This window comes from Proteiniphilum sp., assembly GCF_040307845.1.
GTDB lineage: Bacteria > Bacteroidota > Bacteroidia > Bacteroidales > Dysgonomonadaceae > Proteiniphilum.
Genome location: NZ_JAWRIS010000036.1, coordinates 130,648 through 152,268, shown reverse-complemented (window position 1 = coordinate 152,268; position 21,621 = coordinate 130,648). Strand labels below are relative to the sequence as shown.

General features: G+C 42.1%; 20 protein-coding genes. 17 read left to right on the top strand and 3 right to left on the bottom strand.

Features of this window, described 5'->3' with window-relative positions; genetic code table 11:
* Positions 1 to 17: 17 nt before the first annotated feature.
* Both ABV001_RS08980 and panB read left to right on the top strand, forming a co-directional pair.
* On the top strand, positions 18 to 1,592 hold the full coding sequence (locus tag ABV001_RS08980; protein ID WP_352422485.1) for an OmpP1/FadL family transporter: 1,575 nt from the start codon (positions 18 to 20) through the stop codon (positions 1,590 to 1,592).
* A gap of 181 nt (positions 1,593 to 1,773) precedes the next feature.
* Positions 1,774 to 2,610, top strand: coding sequence for a 3-methyl-2-oxobutanoate hydroxymethyltransferase (gene panB / locus ABV001_RS08975; RefSeq protein WP_352422484.1), 837 nt, complete (start codon positions 1,774 to 1,776; stop codon positions 2,608 to 2,610).
* 282 nt (positions 2,611 to 2,892) lie between these two features.
* Here the strand turns inward: panB and ABV001_RS08970 are convergent, their stop codons facing one another.
* Entirely contained in the window at positions 2,893 to 3,348 is a 456-nt protein-coding gene (locus ABV001_RS08970; RefSeq protein ID WP_352422483.1) for a type I restriction enzyme HsdR N-terminal domain-containing protein, read from the bottom strand.
* 239 nt (positions 3,349 to 3,587) lie between these two features.
* On the opposite strand from ABV001_RS08970, the gene ABV001_RS08965 reads away from it, so the two are divergent.
* Both ABV001_RS08965 and holA read left to right on the top strand, forming a co-directional pair.
* Positions 3,588 to 4,364: an AMP nucleosidase gene (locus tag ABV001_RS08965; RefSeq protein ID WP_352422482.1), complete on the top strand. Its 777-nt coding sequence runs from the start codon at positions 3,588 to 3,590 to the stop codon at positions 4,362 to 4,364.
* Between the two features lie 247 nt (positions 4,365 to 4,611).
* On the top strand, positions 4,612 to 5,634 hold the full coding sequence (holA, locus tag ABV001_RS08960) for a DNA polymerase III subunit delta (protein WP_352422481.1): 1,023 nt from the start codon (positions 4,612 to 4,614) through the stop codon (positions 5,632 to 5,634).
* Between the two features lie 31 nt (positions 5,635 to 5,665).
* Here holA and ABV001_RS08955 read toward each other — a convergent pair whose 3' ends face one another.
* Positions 5,666 to 6,157 carry a glutathione peroxidase gene (locus tag ABV001_RS08955; RefSeq protein ID WP_352422512.1) on the bottom strand — a complete coding sequence of 164 codons (492 nt, stop codon included), beginning with the start codon at positions 6,155 to 6,157 and terminating at the stop codon, positions 5,666 to 5,668.
* 973 nt (positions 6,158 to 7,130) lie between these two features.
* Here ABV001_RS08955 and ABV001_RS08950 point away from each other — a divergent pair.
* The 7 genes from ABV001_RS08950 to ung all read left to right on the top strand — a co-directional run bounded on the left by ABV001_RS08950 (position 7,131) and on the right by ung (position 13,640).
* Entirely contained in the window at positions 7,131 to 7,586 is a 456-nt protein-coding gene (locus ABV001_RS08950) for a helix-turn-helix domain-containing protein (protein ID WP_352422480.1), read from the top strand.
* Between the two features lie 183 nt (positions 7,587 to 7,769).
* Positions 7,770 to 9,101: an APC family permease gene (locus tag ABV001_RS08945; RefSeq protein ID WP_352422479.1), complete on the top strand. Its 1,332-nt coding sequence runs from the start codon at positions 7,770 to 7,772 to the stop codon at positions 9,099 to 9,101.
* A gap of 160 nt (positions 9,102 to 9,261) precedes the next feature.
* Positions 9,262 to 9,795 carry an SAM-dependent methyltransferase gene (locus ABV001_RS08940; RefSeq protein ID WP_352422478.1) on the top strand — a complete coding sequence of 178 codons (534 nt, stop codon included), beginning with the start codon at positions 9,262 to 9,264 and terminating at the stop codon, positions 9,793 to 9,795.
* Between the two features lie 59 nt (positions 9,796 to 9,854).
* The gene (locus tag ABV001_RS08935; protein ID WP_352422511.1) at positions 9,855 to 10,628 is read left to right on the top strand and encodes a dihydroorotate dehydrogenase electron transfer subunit; all 774 of its coding nucleotides are present in this window, start codon (positions 9,855 to 9,857) and stop codon (positions 10,626 to 10,628) included.
* 126 nt (positions 10,629 to 10,754) lie between these two features.
* Positions 10,755 to 11,666 (top strand): dihydroorotate dehydrogenase, encoded by a 912-nt coding sequence (locus ABV001_RS08930; RefSeq protein WP_352422477.1) that lies wholly within the window; start codon positions 10,755 to 10,757, stop codon positions 11,664 to 11,666.
* Between the two features lie 137 nt (positions 11,667 to 11,803).
* The gene (gene asnA, locus ABV001_RS08925) at positions 11,804 to 12,841 is read left to right on the top strand and encodes an aspartate--ammonia ligase (RefSeq protein WP_352422476.1); all 1,038 of its coding nucleotides are present in this window, start codon (positions 11,804 to 11,806) and stop codon (positions 12,839 to 12,841) included.
* A gap of 136 nt (positions 12,842 to 12,977) precedes the next feature.
* Positions 12,978 to 13,640, top strand: a complete 663-nt coding sequence (gene ung, locus ABV001_RS08920; protein ID WP_352422475.1) for a uracil-DNA glycosylase — start codon at positions 12,978 to 12,980, stop codon at positions 13,638 to 13,640.
* Positions 13,641 to 13,651: 11 nt separating this feature from the next.
* Here ung and sufB read toward each other — a convergent pair whose 3' ends face one another.
* Positions 13,652 to 15,103: a Fe-S cluster assembly protein SufB gene (gene sufB / locus ABV001_RS08915; RefSeq protein WP_352422474.1), complete on the bottom strand. Its 1,452-nt coding sequence runs from the start codon at positions 15,101 to 15,103 to the stop codon at positions 13,652 to 13,654.
* Between the two features lie 278 nt (positions 15,104 to 15,381).
* Between sufB and ABV001_RS08910 the strand changes: the two genes are divergently transcribed.
* The 6 genes from ABV001_RS08910 to ABV001_RS08885 all read left to right on the top strand — a co-directional run bounded on the left by ABV001_RS08910 (position 15,382) and on the right by ABV001_RS08885 (position 21,568).
* Positions 15,382 to 17,097, top strand: coding sequence for a tetratricopeptide repeat protein (locus tag ABV001_RS08910; protein WP_352422473.1), 1,716 nt, complete (start codon positions 15,382 to 15,384; stop codon positions 17,095 to 17,097).
* A gap of 200 nt (positions 17,098 to 17,297) precedes the next feature.
* On the top strand, positions 17,298 to 17,669 hold the full coding sequence (locus ABV001_RS08905) for a DUF3244 domain-containing protein (protein WP_352422472.1): 372 nt from the start codon (positions 17,298 to 17,300) through the stop codon (positions 17,667 to 17,669).
* Between the two features lie 88 nt (positions 17,670 to 17,757).
* Entirely contained in the window at positions 17,758 to 19,956 is a 2,199-nt protein-coding gene (locus ABV001_RS08900; protein WP_352422471.1) for a peptidase domain-containing ABC transporter, read from the top strand.
* 4 nt (positions 19,957 to 19,960) lie between these two features.
* Positions 19,961 to 21,124 (top strand): HlyD family secretion protein, encoded by a 1,164-nt coding sequence (locus ABV001_RS08895; RefSeq protein ID WP_352422470.1) that lies wholly within the window; start codon positions 19,961 to 19,963, stop codon positions 21,122 to 21,124.
* 23 nt (positions 21,125 to 21,147) lie between these two features.
* Positions 21,148 to 21,327: a hypothetical protein gene (locus ABV001_RS08890; RefSeq protein ID WP_352422469.1), complete on the top strand. Its 180-nt coding sequence runs from the start codon at positions 21,148 to 21,150 to the stop codon at positions 21,325 to 21,327.
* A gap of 61 nt (positions 21,328 to 21,388) precedes the next feature.
* A complete protein-coding gene (locus ABV001_RS08885; RefSeq protein WP_352422468.1) occupies positions 21,389 to 21,568 on the top strand; it encodes a hypothetical protein in 180 nt (59 codons plus the stop codon).
* The last annotated feature ends 53 nt before the right edge of the window (positions 21,569 to 21,621 follow it).

Genomic DNA, 21,621 nt, shown 5'->3' with positions numbered 1-21,621 from the left:
TTAAATGCCAAATCATTATGAAGAAGATCATTTATATCCTTTTTTCACTATTCCTATTCACGGTGCCTCTGTTTTCCCAGAGTGAGGTTGATGCTTTGCGCTTTTCGCGGGAAGATCTCCATGGCACAGCCCGCGCTATGTCGATGGGCGGAGCATTTGGAGCTTTGGGGGGCGACCTGACCGGCGTCTCCATCAATCCTGCCGGAATAGCGGTATACCGTAGTTCCGAAGTGACGGGTACGATGAATTGGATGAAAGAGGGTTCAAAGGTGGGGGACATAAAAGCCAATAAAAATACCTTCAACTTAGATAATATCGGGTTCGTGGGATATTTCCCGTTGAGAAACGACGTGACGCCGCTGATCAATTTCGGATTCACCTATAACAGGTTGAAATCGTTCGATAAGAAGGTTTCTGCGATGGGTGATGCCCGTGGGACCCTGTTGGATTATATTTACAATGATTACAAGGTTGGTTTGGACAATGGAGCTATCAGTAATCCGGACGACCTGGTATGGATTGAAGATAAATACGATCCTTTCTTGTCACAACCATGGTTACCAACGCTTGGCCGCAACGCTTTTCTTCTTCATCCCAATCAGGGAGGGACAGCGCTTGTGCCGCTGGATACGAGAGGGGAAACGGCCTTCAGCGAAATCGGGTTGCGTGAAAAAGGGTATATAGATAACTATGATTTCACGGTGGGGACGACGGTCAATAATGTCTTAAACCTCGGCCTGTCGCTTTCTATCAAAGATGTGTACTATAGTCTATACTCCCGCCTGGATGAAGATTTCAATGACGGTGGATATACATTGAACAATTGGATGAAGGTAAGTGGAGCAGGCGTAGGTGTCAAACTTGGCGCTATCTACCGGCCGGTGAACGCTTTGCGGATCGGTCTGGCTTGGCATTCTCCTGTCCGGTATGCGATGACAGAAACTTATCAGGCTGAGATGTTGGAAGATATCGAATCATACCTTCCTTCTTATGTGAATTATGAAGAGGGGGGTATCCATTCGGCCGTGTTCACCAACGATTATGATCTGAGGACACCGGGGAAAATAGTAGCCAGCGTGGCAACAGTGTTGGGAAGCAATTTTATTGCCAGTGTGGATTATGAATTGAAGGATTATGGTAATATGAAGCTGAAACTTCCTTCCAACTCACCCGACGATGATCGATGGTATGATGGAGACAATGAAATTATTTCCCAGGATCATAAGATGGCATCAACGGTGAAAGTGGGAATGGAATACCGTTTCACACCCCAATTCTCGGGCCGGTTGGGATATGCGTGGATGCAGAATCCCTATGATGCTGACCTGGTGGATTTCGGTGACGCCGTTATTGCGGGGGCAAACACCATACACCGTATCGAAGGTGACACTCATTACTTTACCGGTGGATTAGGTTACCGTTTCAATCAGAATTTCTATCTTGATATGGCGGTTGTCTATAAAACCCAAAAAGATGATCTATATCCCTTCCCCAATTATTATCTAAATGATAAACTGGAAGTTGATGCGGCTCCCTTTTCCCTGAAAAACAATTCCATCAGAGGATTGCTTACTTTAGGGTATAGGTTTTAAATGCAATATCTGTCAAAGAGCCGGGGCTATTTCAGTCCCGGTTTTTTTGTGCGGAATGGGAGGCATTGTAGGCCTCATGCTTTGAAAACAGGCTGAAAACGTGCAAAGAATTTGTAAAAGCACTACCTTTGCGGCAGAAACAAATCGAAATTTCAACTAAACGATTAAAAAGGTACATCAGATGTCAGAAGATAAAAAAGGATACCTTGCCTCCGGTAATCAAAAGAAAGTAACTACTCATCGCCTACGCGAGATGAAGCAACAGGGCGAAAAGATATCGATGCTCACAGCCTATGACTATTCCATGGCGTCTGTGATCGACCAGGCAGGTATTGATGTAATCCTGGTAGGAGATTCGGCCTCCAATGTGATGGCAGGAAATACTACTACCTTGCCGATAACGATAGAGCAGATGATCTATCACGGAAAATCAGTAATGAACGCGGTAAAGCGGGCGATGGTGGTGGTGGACATGCCTTTCGGCAGCTATCAGGGAAATCCCTACGAAGCTGTGGGCAATGCGGTAAAGATGATGAAAGAGACACAGGCCGATTGCCTGAAGCTCGAAGGAGGAAAAGAGGTTATAGAATCCATCAGGGCTATCCTGAACGCCGGTATTCCTGTGATGGGACACCTGGGGCTTATGCCGCAATCGATCAACAAATACGGAACCTATGCCGTACGTGCCAAAGAAGAAGAAGAAGCGGCCAAACTGATGGAGGATGCCCGTCTGTTACAGGAAATAGGATGCTCTTCCATCGTGCTGGAAAAAATTCCGGCAGCACTGGCGGGCGAGGTGACGGCGGAGCTGGCCATCCCGACGATAGGGATTGGCGCGGGGCCTCATGTGGATGGGCAGGTGTTGGTGATGCATGATATGCTGGGATTGAACAAAGGCTTCTCACCCCGTTTCCTGCGTCGTTACGCCAATCTGTTCGATGAAATCACTATTGCTGTCCGACAATATATGAACGACGTCAAATCGTCTGATTTCCCCTCAGCGGACGAAAGCTACTGACTGTTTGCTTCGCGTTATTCGATAGTTATTCGGCTTCGCCGTTATTCGCTTCGCTGTTATTCGGCTTCGCCGTTATTTGTGCTTCGCACGTAATACAATCGAATAACAACCGAATAACAACCGAATAACAATTGAATAACAACCGAATAACAATTGAATAACAACTGAATAACAATTGAATAACAATTGAATAACAATTGAATAACAATTGAATAACAATTGAATAACAATTGAATAACAATTGAATAACAATTGAATAACAACTGAATAACAACCGAATAACTATAGAATAATCTCGGGATAAGTAGGAATTTCAGTGAGGTATTGATAGGACTGGAGTGCATAATCCATGTGGCAGCAATGGTGAATCAAGCCGTTGGACACTACGATATAGGGGACTTTTAAAACGCTGTTGTAGCGGGTGATCTGGTCGAATACCTCCTGGGTGATGGTTACGTTCGGCCTTTTGTATTCCACCACCATTACCGGTTCAAGCTGACGGTTGTAAACCACCGTATCGCACCTTTTCGAAAGAGAGTTCAGTTTAATTCCTGCCTCGTTGGCTATCAGTGAGCCGGGAAATTGTTTCTCCGAAATAAGATAATGGACAAAATGCTGGCGTACCCATTCTTCAGGGGTCAGTGCCACGTATTTTTTACGTAAAGGATCGAAGATCTCCAACCCATCACCCTTATTACGGATTTTTGTATCGAAAGATGGCAAATTTAAATCGTACATTGTATCTTTGTTTGCAGAATAGCGGATTAGCCGGCACAAAATTACCTTTTTTAATGTGATAATACAAGGGGAAAGGTGGTTAAGTGGTTAGGTGCGTAAGTGCGTAAGTGCCTAAGTGGTTAAGTGCCTAAGTGGTTAAGTGCTTGAGTGTCCGAAGAGGTTGGGCGGTTAAGTAGTTACATGTCAGGGTACTTGAGTAGTGCCCAATTCGAATTTCTAAATTCTCAGTGCAAAAAATAATGAAAACAAAACAGGAAATTGTGGAGAATTGGCTTCCCAGATATACGAAGCGTCCGCTGGATGAATTTACTAAATTTGTCTTGCTGACCAACTTCCAAAAGTATGTCGAAATTTTTGCCGATCATTTCAATACGCCGATCATCGGTTTAGACGCCAATATGCCCAACGCTTCTGCCGAGGGAATCACTATCATCAACTTTGGTATGGGTAGTGCCAATGCTGCTACCATCATGGATTTGCTGAGTGCGGTATCACCATCGGCGGTGCTCTTCCTGGGGAAATGTGGGGCTTTGAAATCGAGAAGTGGATTGGGTGATTATATCCTGCCTATTGCCGCTATCCGGGGTGAAGGCACGTCGAACGACTATTTCCCTCCTGAAGTACCTTCCCTGCCTGCATTCAGCCTCCTGAGGGCGGTTTCTTCCAATGTGCGCGACTTTAACCGCGACTACTGGACAGGTACGGTCTACACGACTAATCGTCGCGTGTGGGAATATGACGATGATTTTAAGAATTACCTGAGGCAGATACGTGCCATGGCCGTAGATATGGAAACAGCTACGCTCTTCACCTGTGGCTTCGCCAATCATATCTCCACAGGAGCGCTACTGCTCGTGTCTGACCAACCACTGATCTCCACCGGCGTGAAAACAGAGAAGAGCGACCAGCATATCACCGAGAATTTCGTGGAAGAGCATGTGAAGATAGGTATTAAGTCGCTTTCATCCATTATGAACAGGGGATCCACCATCAAACATTTGCGATTCGACTGGTAGTCAATCAAAAAATTACCAATTACTAATTACCAATTACTAATTACCAATTACTAATTACCAATTACTAATTATCAATTACTGATTACTAATTACTAATTACTAATTGGCACTACCTGTCCCGGTTTGTCGAGATTAGTTTTATTATTCATATTGTCACATTAGCACATTGTTACATTGTCACATTAGCCTCATTATTCACATCATCACATCATCACATTATCGAATCATCAAATCATCAAATCAACCAATGGCTGCCTCCACACAATCATCTTTCAATATTCTTCGCAACGATATTCTGCAACGTCGGTTCAAACCAGTGTATCTCTTCATGGGAGATGAATCCTATTTCATAGATGCCCTGACTGATTTGCTTTCGGACACAGTCCTGACAGAAGCCGAGAAGGATTTCAATATGCTTACTTTCTACGGCGTGGATGCCGATGTCAATCTTATTATCTCCTCAGCGCGCCGTTTCCCTATGATGGCGGAATATCAGCTTATCCTTGTGAAGGAAGCGCAAAATCTCGACAAGTTCGAGTTGTTGGATCTCTATGCCAAAAATCCTATGCCTTCCACTATCCTGGTTATCAATTATAAACATGGCACGGTCGATAAGCGGAAAGCTGTAGTTAAGAGCATCCTTAAGACAGGAGAGGTCTTTGAATCTAAAAAATTGTATGAAAACCAGATACCGGCATTTATCCAGTCATGGTTGAAAGAGAAAGGGATAGGCATTGATGAGAAATCGGCACAGATGCTGACTGATTTTGTGGGGAATGATATCAGTAAACTGATCCCACAGCTTCAGAAACTAGAGGTATCGCTTCCGGAAGGAGAGCGGCGTATCACTTCCGCATTGATAGAGAAGAATGTGGGTATCAGTAAGGATTACAACAATTTTGAACTACAGAAAGCCATCATTTCCAAAAATATCGTGGCAGCTAACCGGATCGTGGATTACTTTGATAAAAATCCGAAGGAGAACCCGATGATTGCCACGATTGCCGTATTGTTCAATTATTTCAGTAATCTGTTGGAATGCTTCTGGTTGCCGCGGAAAGATGAACAAAGTATTATGAATACACTGAATATGCGGTCTGCTTATTTTGTGCGCGATTATATGACGGGGTTGCGTAATTATAATGCCCAAAAAGTGATGGAGATTATTTCAGACCTGAGGACATTCGACGCCCGGTCGAAAGGTGTAGATAATATATCTGCTACACAAGGAGAGCTGTTGAAAGAATTGGTTTACAGAATTATGCACTGAAACCGGCATCCCGGTCATCGGTACCCACGGGTTATTTTCCGATAATCCAGTTTATGATTTTGTCGCTCATAGGGCTTTCCTTCGGCAGTACAACATCCACCAGATACCCTTCTTCATCAACCATGAATTTCTGAAAATTCCAGGTCACCTCCTGATCCAGAACTCCGTTCTCTGATTTATTTGTAAGCCATTTATACAACGGGGCCTGATCTTTTCCTTTTACACTGATCTTTTCCATCATGGGAAAAGTTACGCCATAATTGGCTGTACAAAATTCTTTGATTTCCTGGTTGGTGCCCGGTTCCTGTCCCATAAAATTGTTCGCCGGGAAACCGATAATGACAAAATTCAGATACCGGTATTTCTCATAAAGCTCCTGTAATTGTTCGTATTGGGGAGTTAATCCACATTTAGAGGCTACATTCACTACCAGTACTTTTTTCCCTTTCAGGGAAGCCAGGCTGAAGTCGTTCCCGTCTATATCTTTTACGGTGAAATCGTATAACGTTTTTCTTAATTCCATATCATGATTATTTTCCGTGCTTGCTGCTGTTTGCCGGATGGATTGGTTTTGTCTTTCCCTGCCATTACATTGTATGGTGGTAAAAGTTAATAATATGACAGCCCAAAGTTTTATACTAATTAATCGCATATTCAATCTGTTTTAATTATTGCATTGGGGTATTCTCTATGTTCAACAGATAAAAAACATTCTAAACAAGTTTCATCTATTATATTCTTATCGGAATAGTCCCATTATTAAACAGTGATGGAGAACAAACAGTTCAATTCTTCCCTCTGTTTTTTTCAGGAGCAAAATATACACATAAAAAATAGCTATCAATTATCTATATATCAGATAGATATGCTTGTTTTAAGTCTCTGGGAGCAAGTTTATTCAATATCTTTCTTACATCAGTATGAATTTATATGATTCTCACGGAAAATGAATTTGTAAATTACATTCATGACATTTTTTAACTAACAAATGTACACTAATAACTCAATAATTCGCTTTACAAAAGTAAATAAGGGTGAGGCATACATTTGTTTAAAGTATATTTTTAGCATCAAACGATAAATGTTACATTTCTATATTCCATGGATTAACAGTTCAATATCAGAGTATAATATAATAGGTATATTATTATATAAAAGATTATTATTCGAAATATATGAACTTTAAAAACAGATATGATGGATATAAACTGGATATTGGCTGTCTCAGTGTTAAAAAATAGCATTTTATTATATTTAAATATTTGTATATGAGTTGTTTGTTATTATTGAATAAATAAATAGTTTAATAGTAATAGAGAGTGGTTTAGAATTGGCATTTTTATCCGGGTAGATTTGTAAACCAAAACATAAACATTTGTAATTTACAAATCTATCGGACTCTTGTTTCCATTTGTGGATAATTTGTTATACATTTGTATCGTTACTTTTGTACTCAGATAGAATATTTCATCCTAATAACGCCTAATAATGATTATATGAAGGATCGTATTAAACTAATCATGGAAAAAGAAAACCTGACACCTGCGAAATTTGCAGACAGGTTGCAGATCAACCGGGCTATCATATCTCATATTCTGAATGGTAGAAATAATCCCAGCCTCGACGTGGTCACCAGGATCCTGGGTGAAATGAATTACATCAATAGTGAATGGTTGATCAATGGTACCGGTAATATGTACAAAGAGGAATACAAGGGCAATTCTGCTTCGGTAGAGCCTGATTTATTCCATCAGGATACGCCGGATATGGGCAGAACAGCGGAACCCATTGAAAAATCGAAAGAAATTGGTTTTAAACAGCTAAATAATAATAGTTATACATCTGAAGAAGAGGTTATTATGTCCTATAAAAACAATGATCGAAAAATCACCCAAATAATTATTTATTATGATGATAACACTTTTGAGATATTCGGTCCTCACATGAAATAGTTTACTCTTTTTTGAGTATGCCATGTTAAGCGTCGCAATCTACCTGTTTTCCTTTTCGGAATAGCTTCATAAAAAAGTTAAACATTGAAAAGGGTGTTTTTATTTGCTGTGAATATTCATATCTTTGATTCTTTGGTATGGTATAATACATAACCACCGGACATACTTTAAGACGTGTTGCCGATGAAAGAAGAAGATCGACATACAGACCTGGCTGCTCCGGCACCCGTATTACGGCTGATTGACGCAATTGTCCTTATCGTGGGAATTGTGGTTGGTGCAGGAATTTTCCGAACCCCTTCGGTTGTTGCAGCCAATTCTCCCGATCAATTCTGGTTTATTGCCGCGTGGATATTGGGAGGGGGCGTTTCCCTGACCGGTGCTCTTTGTTATTCCGAATTGAGTGCGGCTTTCCCCAATGCCGGCGGTGATTACCACTTCCTGAAGACCGCTTTCGGAAAAAGATTCTCCTTTTTATTTGCATGGTCCCGCGTTACGGTCACACAAACAGGATCCATCGCCCTGTTGGCCTATATAGCGGGTGATTACCTGGCCGAACTCCTTCCTTTGGGAGCTTATTCTTCCGCCTTTTACGCTGCAGCCATTGTGGTTTTCCTTACGTTGGTAAATATATCAGGTATCCGTTTTGGAACAGGTTTTCAGAAGTTGTTCATGGCTTTGCAGATTGTGGGAATTCTGATTATTGTCCTGACCGGATTTTTAGTAGAACCCACCACAGTCCAGTCACCTGTGCAGGTTGCTGATCCCGGTGTCTCATCCAATGCATCAATAGGACTGGCACTTATTTTTGTGCTGTTGACATTCGGTGGCTGGAATGAAGCGGCGTATATTTCAGCCGAGTTGAAGACCGGCAGTCGGAAAATGGCGTTCGTGCTGATTATCAGTGTTCTGATTATCACATTGATCTATCTGCTGATGAATCTATCCTTCCTGAATGTGCTGGGATTAAGCGGAATGGCAGCATCGGAAGCGGTGGGGATTGATATGATGCGGGCTACGCTGGGAGAAAGAGGGGTGATCCTGATCGGTTTGCTGGTCTCTCTTTTTGCTCTTACCTCCCTTAATACGACCATTTTTACAGGGGCGAGAGCTAATTATGCGCTGGGAAAGGATTTCTCTCCACTGGCATTTCTGGGAAAATGGGACAAGAAAAAATCATCGCCTGTCAATTCATTGATATTGCAGGGATTGATTGCGGTGGTGCTGATCGTTTTTGGAGCTTTTACCCGAAACGGTTTTGAAGCCATGGTCGATTTTACCGCACCTGTCTTCTGGTTTTTCTTTCTATGTACCGGTTTAAGCCTGTTCGTGCTGAGAAGAAAACAACCGGATGTTCCACGCCCGTTTAGGGTACCGTTGTATCCGGTTATCCCGTTTCTGTTTGTCGCTCTTTGTGCCTATATGCTCTATTCCAGCCTTTCTGTCACCGGAACAGGTGCACTGGTGGGAGTAGCCGTCTTATTGGTCGGATGGGGAGTCTCTTTTTTTCAGTAGTTATTCAGTAGTTATTCGGTTGTTGTTCGGTTGTTGTTCGGTTGTTGTTCGATAGTTAATCAAATTTTAAAAAGTTAAAACCTATGAAACGAGCATGAACATCATTCACCCAAGTTGATGATTATCGCGAGTTCCATACAACGAAATGAAAAAAAATCGTATGAAATCAATGAATTTTCTTATTACATTCCTGTTTTTGTGCGGAGCGCTTCAGCTCAATGCACAGCAAATTGAGTTGGATGTGCCTTATGTGCCTACCCCGCAGAAGGTAGTGGAAGGTATGCTCGATCTTGCCAACGTAGGCAAGGGAGATATAGTGTATGATCTGGGATGCGGTGATGGACGCATTGTCATCACTGCGGCAAAGAAATATGGAGCCACCGGTATAGGGGTGGACCTTAATCCGGAAAGGATTAAAGAAGCCAACGAGAATGCCGGGGAGGCGGGAGTCGAAGACAAAGTGACATTCTACGAAGGCGATCTTTTTGATTTCGATTTCAGTAAGGCTTCGGTACTGACCCTTTATCTCTTACCGGATGTCAATCTGAAGTTGATGCCCAAAATATTGTCTGAGATGAAGCCTGGTAGCCGTGTAGTTTCCCATGCTTTTGATATGGGCAACTGGAAACCGGACGGACAAATTTCGGTGGATGGTAAATCCATATTCCTCTGGATAGTCCCGGAAAAGGAGTGACCTATTCTCAATGCCCGTTGGCAGAATAGAAATTTAGATGTATTTTTGTACTTTAAATAATTCAGATGCAAGTACTCGATTTCACTGTTCGCTCCAATGAGGCCCTGAATGATCACAATCACCTGATAAAGGTTGCACCGGCACGCAATGAAATATTGCCGGAAATGCATCCCGGGCAGTTTGTACAGATTCTCGTGGATAATTCGCCCCATGTCTTTTTAAGGAGACCCATATCTATCAATTTTGTTGATAAGGAGAAGAATGAGATATGGCTTCTGGTCCAGAAAGTAGGTGAAGGCACGGAGAAAATATGCAGCATTCCGGCGGGTGGGATCATAAACCTGATCTCTCCGCTGGGAAACTCTTTTACCCTGCCTGAAAGGAATGGCAGGTATCTTCTTGTGGGTGGAGGGGTAGGTACTGCGCCCATGCTTTTCTTGGGTAAGAGAATGAATGAGGTCGGTATTGAACCCGATTTTCTGCTGGGCGGACGTTCAGCGGAAGATATCCTGCAACGGGCGGATTTTGAGCGGTACGGGTCACTTTATTGTACAACCGAAGACGGCTCTTTAGGTGAAACAGGGTTTGTCACCCATCACTCTGTCCTCAAAGAAAAAAAATATGATTTTATTTACACCTGTGGCCCGAGACCAATGATGGTGGCCGTGGCAAAATATGCCCATGAGCATGGAGTTGGATGCGAGGTATCACTCGAAAACCTGATGGCATGCGGTTTTGGTGCTTGCCTCTGCTGTGTGGAAAAGACTGTCAGGGGAAATATCTGCACCTGTACCGAGGGGCCTGTCTTTAATATAAAAGAACTATTTTGGTAATGTATGTTTCACATGTAAATTTGAAATGGGGCACAAAATATTGCCAGATGAACGATTTAGTGGCAAACGTACGACTTACGAAACTTCAATTGGGTATAAATTACGTGTAATGAAATTAAACTCAACATGGCTGGATTAGAAGTACATATAGGGGATTTAAAACTGAAGAATCCGGTGATGACCGCTTCCGGCACATTCGGGTATGGAACGGAATATGCCGATTTTATCGATTTAGGACGTCTGGGAGGTATTTTTGTGAAGGGAACGACCCTTGCCCCCAGGCAAGGTAATGATTATCCCAGGATGGCTGAAACGCCCTCCGGCATGCTCAATGCCGTCGGACTTCAGAATAAGGGGGTGGATTATTTTGTAGAACATCTCTATCCGGTCATCAAAGAGTATGATACTCACATGATCGTGAATGTATCAGGATCTACCGTAGAGGACTATGTGGCTTGTGCCGGGAAATTGGCGGATCTTGACAAGATGCCGGCTATCGAGCTGAATATCTCCTGTCCCAATGTAAAGGAAGGCGGCATGGCTTTTGGTACTTCCTGCCAGTCGGCAGCCCAAGTGACCAGGGAAGTACGTAAAGTATTCCCCAAAACATTGATTGTGAAATTATCCCCCAACGTGACTGATATCACTGAAATTGCCCGTGGTGTGGAAGACGAGGGGGCAGATGCCGTGTCGCTTGTCAACACTTTTCTGGGAATGGCTATCGATGTGGAGAGTCGCAGGCCGAAATTATCCACCATCACAGGAGGGCTTTCAGGCCCCGGTATCAAGCCGATTGCCATACGCATGGTATGGGAAGTGTTTAATGCGGTGAAGATCCCCATCATCGGGATGGGAGGGATATGTAACTGGCAGGATGCCATTGAATTTATTTTGGCCGGAGCTACGGCGATACAAGTGGGTACCTATAATTTTATTGATCCTACGGCTTCCGTCAAAATCGTGGAGGGTATCAACGACTATCTCGACCGGCACCATATCTCTTCAGTGAATGATCTGGTAGGGAAAATGATTGTTTAACAGTATATTTTTATGATATTTGCTTTCGTTTTAACTCTAAATCTATCATAATGATGTTTTCTGAGGGTTATTGTTTGACAAAATGAATAAAAGTCATACCTTTGTGGATTCAAAATCTAAATTCACATTGAAGTAATATGTCAAAACTACAAATCCCTGCCGGTTATGCGCCGCTTCTGAACCTGAAGCAGACAGAACTGGGAATTAAAAGCATAAAAGATTTTTTTCAGGCTAATCTCTCTTCCGAGTTGCGTCTTCGCCGTGTCACTGCACCTCTTTTTGTGGAGAGCGGAACAGGTATCAACGACGACCTGAATGGCGTGGAGCGGCCGGTACGGTTCCCAATCAAGGATATGAACGACCGGAACGCGGAAATAGTGCATTCGTTGGCAAAATGGAAACGGCTGACTCTGGCTGATTATGAGATAGAAGAGGGGTTTGGGATATATACCGATATGAATGCAATCCGTGCCGATGAAGAGTTGGACAACCTTCATTCGCTTTATGTGGATCAATGGGACTGGGAACTGGTTATAGGAGAAAAAGACCGGACGGTAGAATTCCTGAAGCGGATAGTCAGACGAATCTATGCCGCCATGCTCCGTACCGAATACCTTGTGTATGAGTTGTTTCCTGCCATAAAACCGCAGCTACCCTGCGAAATATCATTTATCCACTCGGAAGAATTGTTACGCAAATACCCTGCTCTGGATGCCAAGCAGAGGGAGGATGCCGTCACACGGGAATATGGTGCGGTATTTGTGTTGGGCATCGGTGCCCCCTTGTCCAACGGTGAACTGCATGACGGGCGCGCCCCTGATTACGACGACTGGAGTACACCCAACAGCGACGGTTATCTGGGACTAAACGGCGACCTGCTGGTCTGGAACCCTGTACTGGAAAAGGCGGTAGAGCTATCTTCCATGGGTATCCGGGTAGATCCTGCCGCTTTGAAGCGACAATTGGAACTGCGTGGAAAGGAAGACCGGTTGTCGCTCTATTTTCATCAACGCCTGATGAAGGGAGAATTACCTCTATCCATCGGTGGAGGAATCGGACAATCGAGGCTCTGTATGTATTATCTCCGCAAAGCACACATAGGAGAAATACAGGCCAGTCTTTGGCCCCGTGAGATGAAAGACGAAGCCAGAAAACAAGGAGTCTTTCTCATCTGATCCCCATTTTTATGTGTTATTTCGTGGTCTTTCTCTCTTTTAGTGCTTGGGTAATTTTTCATTATTCACTTTTAGTTTTTAGTTTTTAGTTCTTAGTTTTTTCATACCTTAGTAGTTTCATTAGACATAACAAAGTATGGATGTAAAAATAGAGGAAAGCTGGAAGGAACATCTTCAGCAGGAGTTTGAGAAACCTTATTTCAGGACATTGACCGATTTTGTGCGGAAAGAGTATACTATCAAAACCGTATATCCACCGGCAAAGCTGATTTTTAATGCATTCGACAGCTGCCCTTTTGACAAGGTGAAAGTAGTCATAGTGGGGCAGGATCCTTATCATGAACCGGGACAGGCGCATGGTTTGTGTTTCTCGGTGAATGAAGGAGTACAGATTCCCCCTTCATTGGTGAATATCTATAAAGAAATTGAGGATGATCTGGGAATACCCGCACCCCGGTCGGGTGATCTGACACGATGGGCGGAACAGGGAGTGCTTCTGTTGAATGCCACCCTTACAGTGCAGGCACATCGCGCCGGTTCACATCAGGGAAAAGGATGGGAAGAATATACCGACGCCGTCATCCGATGCCTTGCCGAAGAGCGCGACCATCTGGTTTTTATCCTTTGGGGTGCTTATGCCCAGCGAAAAGGGGCAACCATTGATGCGAATAAGCATCTTGTGCTTAAATCTCCACACCCTTCGCCACTCTCTTCGCATAGAGGATTCTTTGGTAATAAGCATTTTAGCCGCACCAACGATTACCTGCTGGCCCACGGCAAGGATCCGATCAATTGGTAATATTAACTCCTTTATCCTACGCTTCCTTCCAGGCTGATCTGGAGTAATTTCTGCGCCTCTACGGCAAATTCCATCGGGAGTTTGTTCACCACTTCCTTCACATATCCGTTTACGATCAGCCCGATGGCCTCTTCTTCACCCAATCCGCGTTGGTTGCAATAAAAGACCTGATCTTCGCTGATCTTGGAGGTGGTCGCCTCATGTTCGAGTATTGCCGTAGGATTTTGTATATCGGTATAAGGGAAAGTGTGGGCGCCGCAATGATCGGTCAGCAGCAGACTGTCGCATTGGGAGTGATTACGTGCATTTTCCGCTTTCTGGGTCACCTTCACCAATCCCCGATAGCTGTTCTGGCTATTACCTGCCGAGATCCCTTTGGAGACGATACGGCTACGGGTATTTTTTCCTATATGGATCATCTTGGTGCCGGTGTCGGCCTGTTGATAGTTGTTAGTGACCGCAACCGAATAAAATTCTCCCACCGAGTAATCACCCGCCAGGATACAGGAAGGATATTTCCAGGTGATGGCCGATCCGGTTTCCACCTGGGTCCAGGAAATTTTGGAGTGGGCCCCTTTACAGATACCCCGCTTGGTGACGAAATTATAGACACCTCCTTTTCCTTCTTTATCACCCGGATACCAGTTCTGTACGGTAGAGTATTTTACTTCGGCATGATCGAGCGCGACAATCTCCACGATGGCCGCATGCAGTTGGTTCTCGTCACGCATGGGAGCGGTGCATCCTTCAAGATAGCTCACGTATGCGTTGTTATCGGCCACAATCAATGTACGTTCAAATTGTCCGGTATTGGCCGTATTGATACGGAAGTAGGTAGAAAGCTCCATGGGGCAGCGTACCCCTTCCGGGATATATACGAATGAACCGTCGCTGAATACCGCCGAGTTCAATGCCGCAAAATAATTATCCTTATAGGGAACCACTGTCCCTAGATATTTCCTTACCAGATCGGGATGGTGCTTTACTGCTTCACTGAACGAGCTGAAGATAATCCCTTTCTCGGCCAGTACCTCTTTAAAGGTGGTTTTGATGGAGACGCTGTCCATCACGGCATCTACTGCTACCCCTGTAAGTTGTTTCTGTTCTTCTAGAGGAATACCCAAACGCTCAAAAGTCTTCAACAATTCCGGATCGACCTCGTCCAGGCTTTTCAGACTTTTCTTTTTTGTTGGATCGGCATAGTAGATGATGTTCTGGTAATCAATCTGCGGAATCTTCAGATGTGGCCAGTCCGGCATTTCCATCGTCAACCAGTGACGATAAGCTTTCAAACGGAATTCGAGCAACCATTCCGGTTCTCCCTTTTTTGCCGAAATTAACCGGATAACATCCTCGTTTAACCCTTTCTCAATGACCTCGGTCTCCACGTCAGTGGTGAAACCAAATTTATAGTCCTGGGTAGTTAACTCATTTAATATCTGATCTTGATCTAATTCTTGCATAATTGTTCTATTTATTTACATGCACCTTTCTTCGTGACATGCGGCCTAAGCCATAGGGATATATTTCTTCCGGAAGGCAAAACCCCCGGCAGTTAGTAACAACTATTCCGCTGCTTTTGTTGTACAAAGATAATCCTTTTTCTCCAATTCAACCCTAACAGGTTACTTCAGAGGTGATATCTCAAAATTAATTTGAACAATCTTAACGATCGACATACCTTCAAAAAATATTTTTTTGATAGCTTTTTAACTTCAATTTGTAAGAAAAAGGGTTAAATTTGCAGAAAACAACAACAACGATTAAATCTGACACAATTATGGAGCGTATATTTTATATAACTTTCATTTGCTTCGGATTAAGCTATTTGTTAGCTTGTAATAACCCACAGCCGGAGGCCTCCGATTTACTGGAAGAGGCGGAGCGGCTCATTGAGGTTTACCCTGACAGTGCCATGCTTCTTATCGATTCCCTTTTTTATCCGGAAAAGAGCCTGAATCACGAAAATTATATGCGTTTTCTGGTAAGGCAGGTACAGGTAAAATATAAGGTCAACCGCCCCATAGTTGAGGATACGTTGATTTTTCAGGCAAGAGATTATTACTCAACCGGCAGGAAAGATCCTCAACTTGCAATATTAGCCTGGTTTTATAGCGGATGCGTTTATCGTGAACGAAAGGAATACAAAGAAGCAATGCAGCAGTATATAGAGGCCGAAAAGTATGCATCACAAGCCGGAGATATAAGTCTAAAAGGACTGGTTCAATACAATATGGGTGATTTGCTTGCCGGTCAAGGATTATATCTTAAAGCAATAGACCACTATAAAAATGCGGAACATATTTATGCACAATCTCCTGAAAAACTATATGAAAAACAGGCGATTAGTATTAGTGCTATCGGGCGGATGTTTTTGTTGTCAGGTGAAAATGACAGTGCGGTTCAGTATTTCCATGAAGGTTTGGAGATAGCTGAGTCTAAGAATGACACGAAATTACAAAGTCTTTTATCTCAAAATCTGAGTGTAGCTTTTAGAGAGAACAAGCAATACAAAAAAGCGGAAAAATATCTACGCAAGTCGTTTCAATTTAATCCGGATAGTATTGAAATACCCCGCTATTATTTAAATCTTGCCCGGCTTTTTAGGTATCAAGGACAGGTGGATTCTGTAATTTTCTATACCCATAAATTATACCAAAGCATCAGTACAATCGATAACAATACTTTAAAGGCAAGTGCATATGAGTTTCTGGCATCAGTCGAAAAAGAAAATGGCAATTACGAAACAGCGTTTGATTACAATCAAAAATACACCAATGTGTTGATTGAGATTATGAATGAGCGAAACAGGCAATCTATTTATGAAGTACAACAGAAATACAATTTTGAATTACAGCAAAAACAATTTGACGACAAATTCACAAAAGCAGAGCGATTTATCACCCTTCTTATAATTGTAATTTTGATGGGAGCCTTGACATTTTCTTTATATACCTTTAAACAAAGAAAGAAACATATCCTGGCACTACAAAAGATCAATATTCTTCGTAATATGGCGGATGATTTGAAACGGTTACATAGTAATTATGAGTCCGATAAAGACAGAAAGATACGCAGTTTAATGATGGATAAATTCGACACCGTTAAAAAGGTGGCACTGCTGAATAACTCGATTAAAGAAGATGACTCTCCTCAGAAGGTATTAGATAAGTTGAACGAGATTGTGTATGGTAAAAATTTTGAAGAGGAATGGTTGGCAATTTTCCGGGTTTTTAATGAAATCAATCCGGGTGTCTCTGAAGATATTCAGCACCAATATGCTAAGTTTTCAAATAACGAGTTCAGAATATTTATACTGAGTTACGCAAAATTCAGTCCTAATGAAATCGCTGTCGTTTTAAATCTCACCTACAATACTGTGTTGACTTTACGGAGTTCCATCCGAAAAAAAATAAAAATGAACGGTTCCAGACCGGACGATCTACTATACCTATAAACATAACTTTCCCTTTTAATCCGATAAAGATTCAAATTTCACTTCAAATATATTTCTTAATGCCATCTCAATGCCAGTCTACCTATAATACTAAATAACAGTATTATAGGCAAACATTATCATTAAATATTCTAAAGCCTATTGCCTACACAAAAAGGAAATTCTACTTTTCGGACATCATAATTTAAAACATTTGCACTATGAAAAGTCGATTACTTTTACTTACTCTTTTATCGTGTATGTCGATGCTAAGCGCGATAACAGTTCAAAACACGGAAGATAGCAATCCAATTACATTGGAAGGAGATCTTCAAACTGGCAGCATCCGCAAAGGAGGCAATGACGTTACAGCTGAGGTGCAGGGTAACGTGATTGTTGTTCAATTCCACACAAATGTAGGCAATCTGCTGGTTACGCTCACCAATAGCATGAGCGATACGGTATTTGAAATGACGGTAAATACTTCGGAACAAAGTCAGGCATTTATTCCGCTGTCGGGTTTATCATGCGGCATGTATACGATCACATTCAGTAACAATTTTGGCTCACTATACGGCGATTTTGAGATTTAATCTTTAACAACTGCATATATTACGGTAGCTGTTGCGATTTATTCTTGCAAAATATGCAAGTAAGTTCTAAAACAGAAAAATATGTAATATGAGTTTCCCATTTTTCAAGCAATTGGATGCAATGGATTGCGGCCCCTCTTGTCTGCGAATGATTGCCAAGTACTACGGAAAGAATTTTTCCGTACAACAATTGCGGGAAAAATCGCATATTCTGCGGACCGGGGTTAACTTATTGGGATTAAGTGAAGCTGCTGAAAGTATCGGTTTCAGGACTACAAGTGTCCGTACGACCATTGAAAAATTAAAGGAGCAATCCAAGTTACCATGCATCATTCACTGGAACCAGGAACATTTTGTAGTCTTGTATAAAATCAAACGTAAAAAAGATAAATGGTTTTTCTATGTGGCCGATCCGGCTTATGGGCTATTGAAATATGAAGAACAGGAATTTAGGAATTGCTGGATAACAACTGTTCAAGGAGGAGTAGAGAAAGGTGTGGCCATGATGTTGGAAACCACTCCCCAATTTTATGAGACAGACCCGGTAAAATACGAAAGTATATCGCTTTGGTTCCTCTTGAAATATGTAAGGCCATATAAAAAAATGGTCACACAATTGATTATAGGATTGTTCCTGGGCAGTTTATTACAACTATTACTACCCTTCCTTACCCAGTCAATCGTAGACCAGGGGATCGGGCACAGGAACCTGAATTTTATCCAACTGGTTTTAATAGCCCAATTGGTGCTTGTGTTGAGCCGCACAATCATAGAGGTCATCAGGCGGACCATCCTGATGCACATAAGTGCCCGTGTCAATGTATCCTTGATATCCGATTTCCTGATTAAACTCATGAAACTTCCGATGCGGTTCTTCGACAGTAAACTGGCCGGCGACTTAATCCGTCGTATAGAGGATCACAAACGCATCGAAACTTTCCTGACGCAGTCCGTATTGAGCATTCTCTTTTCCGGTATTACAATTATTGTTTTCAGTATTGTGCTGGCGGTTTATAACCTGAGGATATTTGTATTATTCCTTGTTTTCAGCATATTGTATGTCATCTGGATCAAACTGTTTATGAAAAGGAGGGCGGACCTCAACCGTAAAAATTTCGAACAGATGTCCTTGCATCAAAACAATTTGATGCAATTAATCTACGGGATGCAGGATATTAAACTGTTAGGTTGTGAAAAACAAAAGAGGTGGGAATGGGAAGGCATACAGGCGTCGCTATTCCGTATCAACATAAGTTCACTCAATTTGGGGCAATGGCAACAGGTAGGAGCCGTTTTAATAAACGAAGTGAAGAACATACTGATTACAGTGTCTTCGGCAGTGGCTGTCATAGACGGGAATATCAGCCTGGGTGCAATGCTCTCCATCCAATATATCATTGGACAGATGCAGGGCCCGATTGAACAGTTTGTCCTTTTCATGCAACAGGAACAGGATGCCCGGTTAAGCCTGGAAAGGTTAGGTGAAATTCATGGACAAGAGGATGAAGAACACAATGATATGAATGATATCAAAGAGATTGGCCATGAATTACCATTATCTTTCAAGGATGTGTCTTTTACTTACGGTTCATTAAAATCAAAACGGGTTATCAAGAACATTTCGCTTGATATTCCATTTGGCAAGACGACGGCTATCGTCGGACTCAGTGGCAGTGGAAAAACGACATTAATAAAATTACTGCTGGGATTTTATCCTCCTACCGAGGGAGAAGTATTATTGGGAGAAAATTCTCTCCAGCATGTAAGCTTCAAGGAATGGAGGAAACACTGCGGGGTTGTGATGCAGGAGGGATATATTTTTAATGACACCATTGCAAACAACATCGCGCAAGGTGACGATATGGTAGACAAGGAACGCCTGCTATATGCAGTACAGATGGCTAATATAAAAGAGTATATTGAAAGTTTGCCTCTACGTTATAATACAAAAATAGGAAATACCGGGCAGGGACTCAGCCAGGGTCAAAAACAACGCATATTGATCGCAAGGGCGATATACCGTAACCCTGATTACATCTTCCTTGATGAGGCCACGAACGCTCTGGATACCAATAATGAACGGGTCATCCAGGAAAACCTGAATAACTTCCTTGCCGGTAAGACGGTAGTAATCGTAGCTCACCGGTTAAGCACGGTAAGAAATGCCGATAGGATTGTTGTGCTGAAGCAGGGACAAATCGTAGAAGGCGGAACTCATGAGGAACTTGTCAACATGCAAGGTGATTACTATAATCTGGTAAAAAATCAACTGGAAATAAGCAACTAAAAGTATGGACACGCTTAAAAATATAACAGATAAGGATACTCCGACAGGTATAGAACTGTATAACAGGAGTGTTACTGATATATTGGGGGATGCTCCGGCATGGTTGATACATACCGGCAGCTACATGCTGTATGGATTATTGTTCTTAATACTGTCAGGTGCGACATTTATCAGTTATCCCGATGTCTCCAAAGGAACTGTAATTATCGAAGACACTGAAAATGTAAACTGGGTGACCACTAATTCCGGTGGAAAGATTGATATGTTTTTTGTGAGAAATGACTCCCTTATAAAAAAAGGCGACACAATCGGCATCATACAGAATCCGGCACGTTTAAGTGATGTGAAAAGATTCACCCGCATTCTTGGGAATGTTGAACGTTATTATATTACTAACAATACAAATCTTCTTAGAGTATTTCCCTTTGACCTGGTCATGGGTGAAATGTCTGAAGCTTACAATACGTTTACACAGGCCGTTAGAAATTGTATGATATACGATGATTATAACCACTATTCCCAAAGGAAAGCTTTCCTTCAAAAAGAACAACAGATTTTAAAAAGAAATGCGGAAAACAATGAATTGGCTATTTTAAGGATAGACCGGGAAATATTTGAACTTTCTGTCTCACATCAATTGGAAATGGAAAAGAACAGGAAACAACTGGAACTTGCCTACGAAAACATGGTAAACAGTATTATAAAATGGGAGACAAACTATATCATAAAAAGCAGGAATGATGGACGGATAGTACTGGGAGAAGTCAGGGATTTGACACATGTGGTAAGTATGGGAGATACAATATGTACGGTCATTTCAGATAAGGAAGAAAAATTTATCGGTAAAATGTATCTGACTCAGGAAAAGGTAGCAGGCATTGAACCGGGAAACACGGTCAATATAAAATTATTAAAGTATCCTCCCCATACTTTCGGAATTTTAGTGGGCGAAGTTTCTACTGTTTCTTTTGTTCCATTTTATAAAATGTATTCAGTGGATATCGTATTTCCCAACAAACTGAGGACAACGACGCGTAATGAGATAAAATATGAATTGGGGTTGAAGGGAGAAGCCGAAATAATCACTTCCAACAGGAGTATCCTGTCGAGGATATTTAATCCAATCTATAATATATTCAATGATCCATCAGATAGTAAAATAATTTAAATAATCACTTAAGGAGGAATATTATGAAAGAAAAGGATGAAGAAGAAAATATGGAAGAAGATACTTCCGAATTGAATATCGAAGAGTTGACCGACATACAGGGAGGAATTGAGGATGATGACAAAACAATTACCCCAACTTGCGGACTTGGATGTTTTCAGGGTTCCGGCTCGCCCGGGAAAGACTATGAAATAGATGAATAGTCTAAATATCAATAAAGTCCTAAAAAACAGGACATTTTATCAATTATTAAAAACAGATTTTATGAAAAAAGAAGAATTCAAGAAAATTGCTGACGATGTACAGACTGCAGCTGAAGAAGTAAAGAAAGATGTGGAAACTTTACTGGATGGTACTCTCGAAGAAATTGCCGGCGGAGCTCAAGGGGCTGTCGACCTTGAAGAAGATGGACTTTGTATTTGTCTTTCCAAAGCAGGTTCATAGTTAGTCAAGTAGAAGATGTGTGATTAGCTCACACATCTTCTACCTTTTAAAGT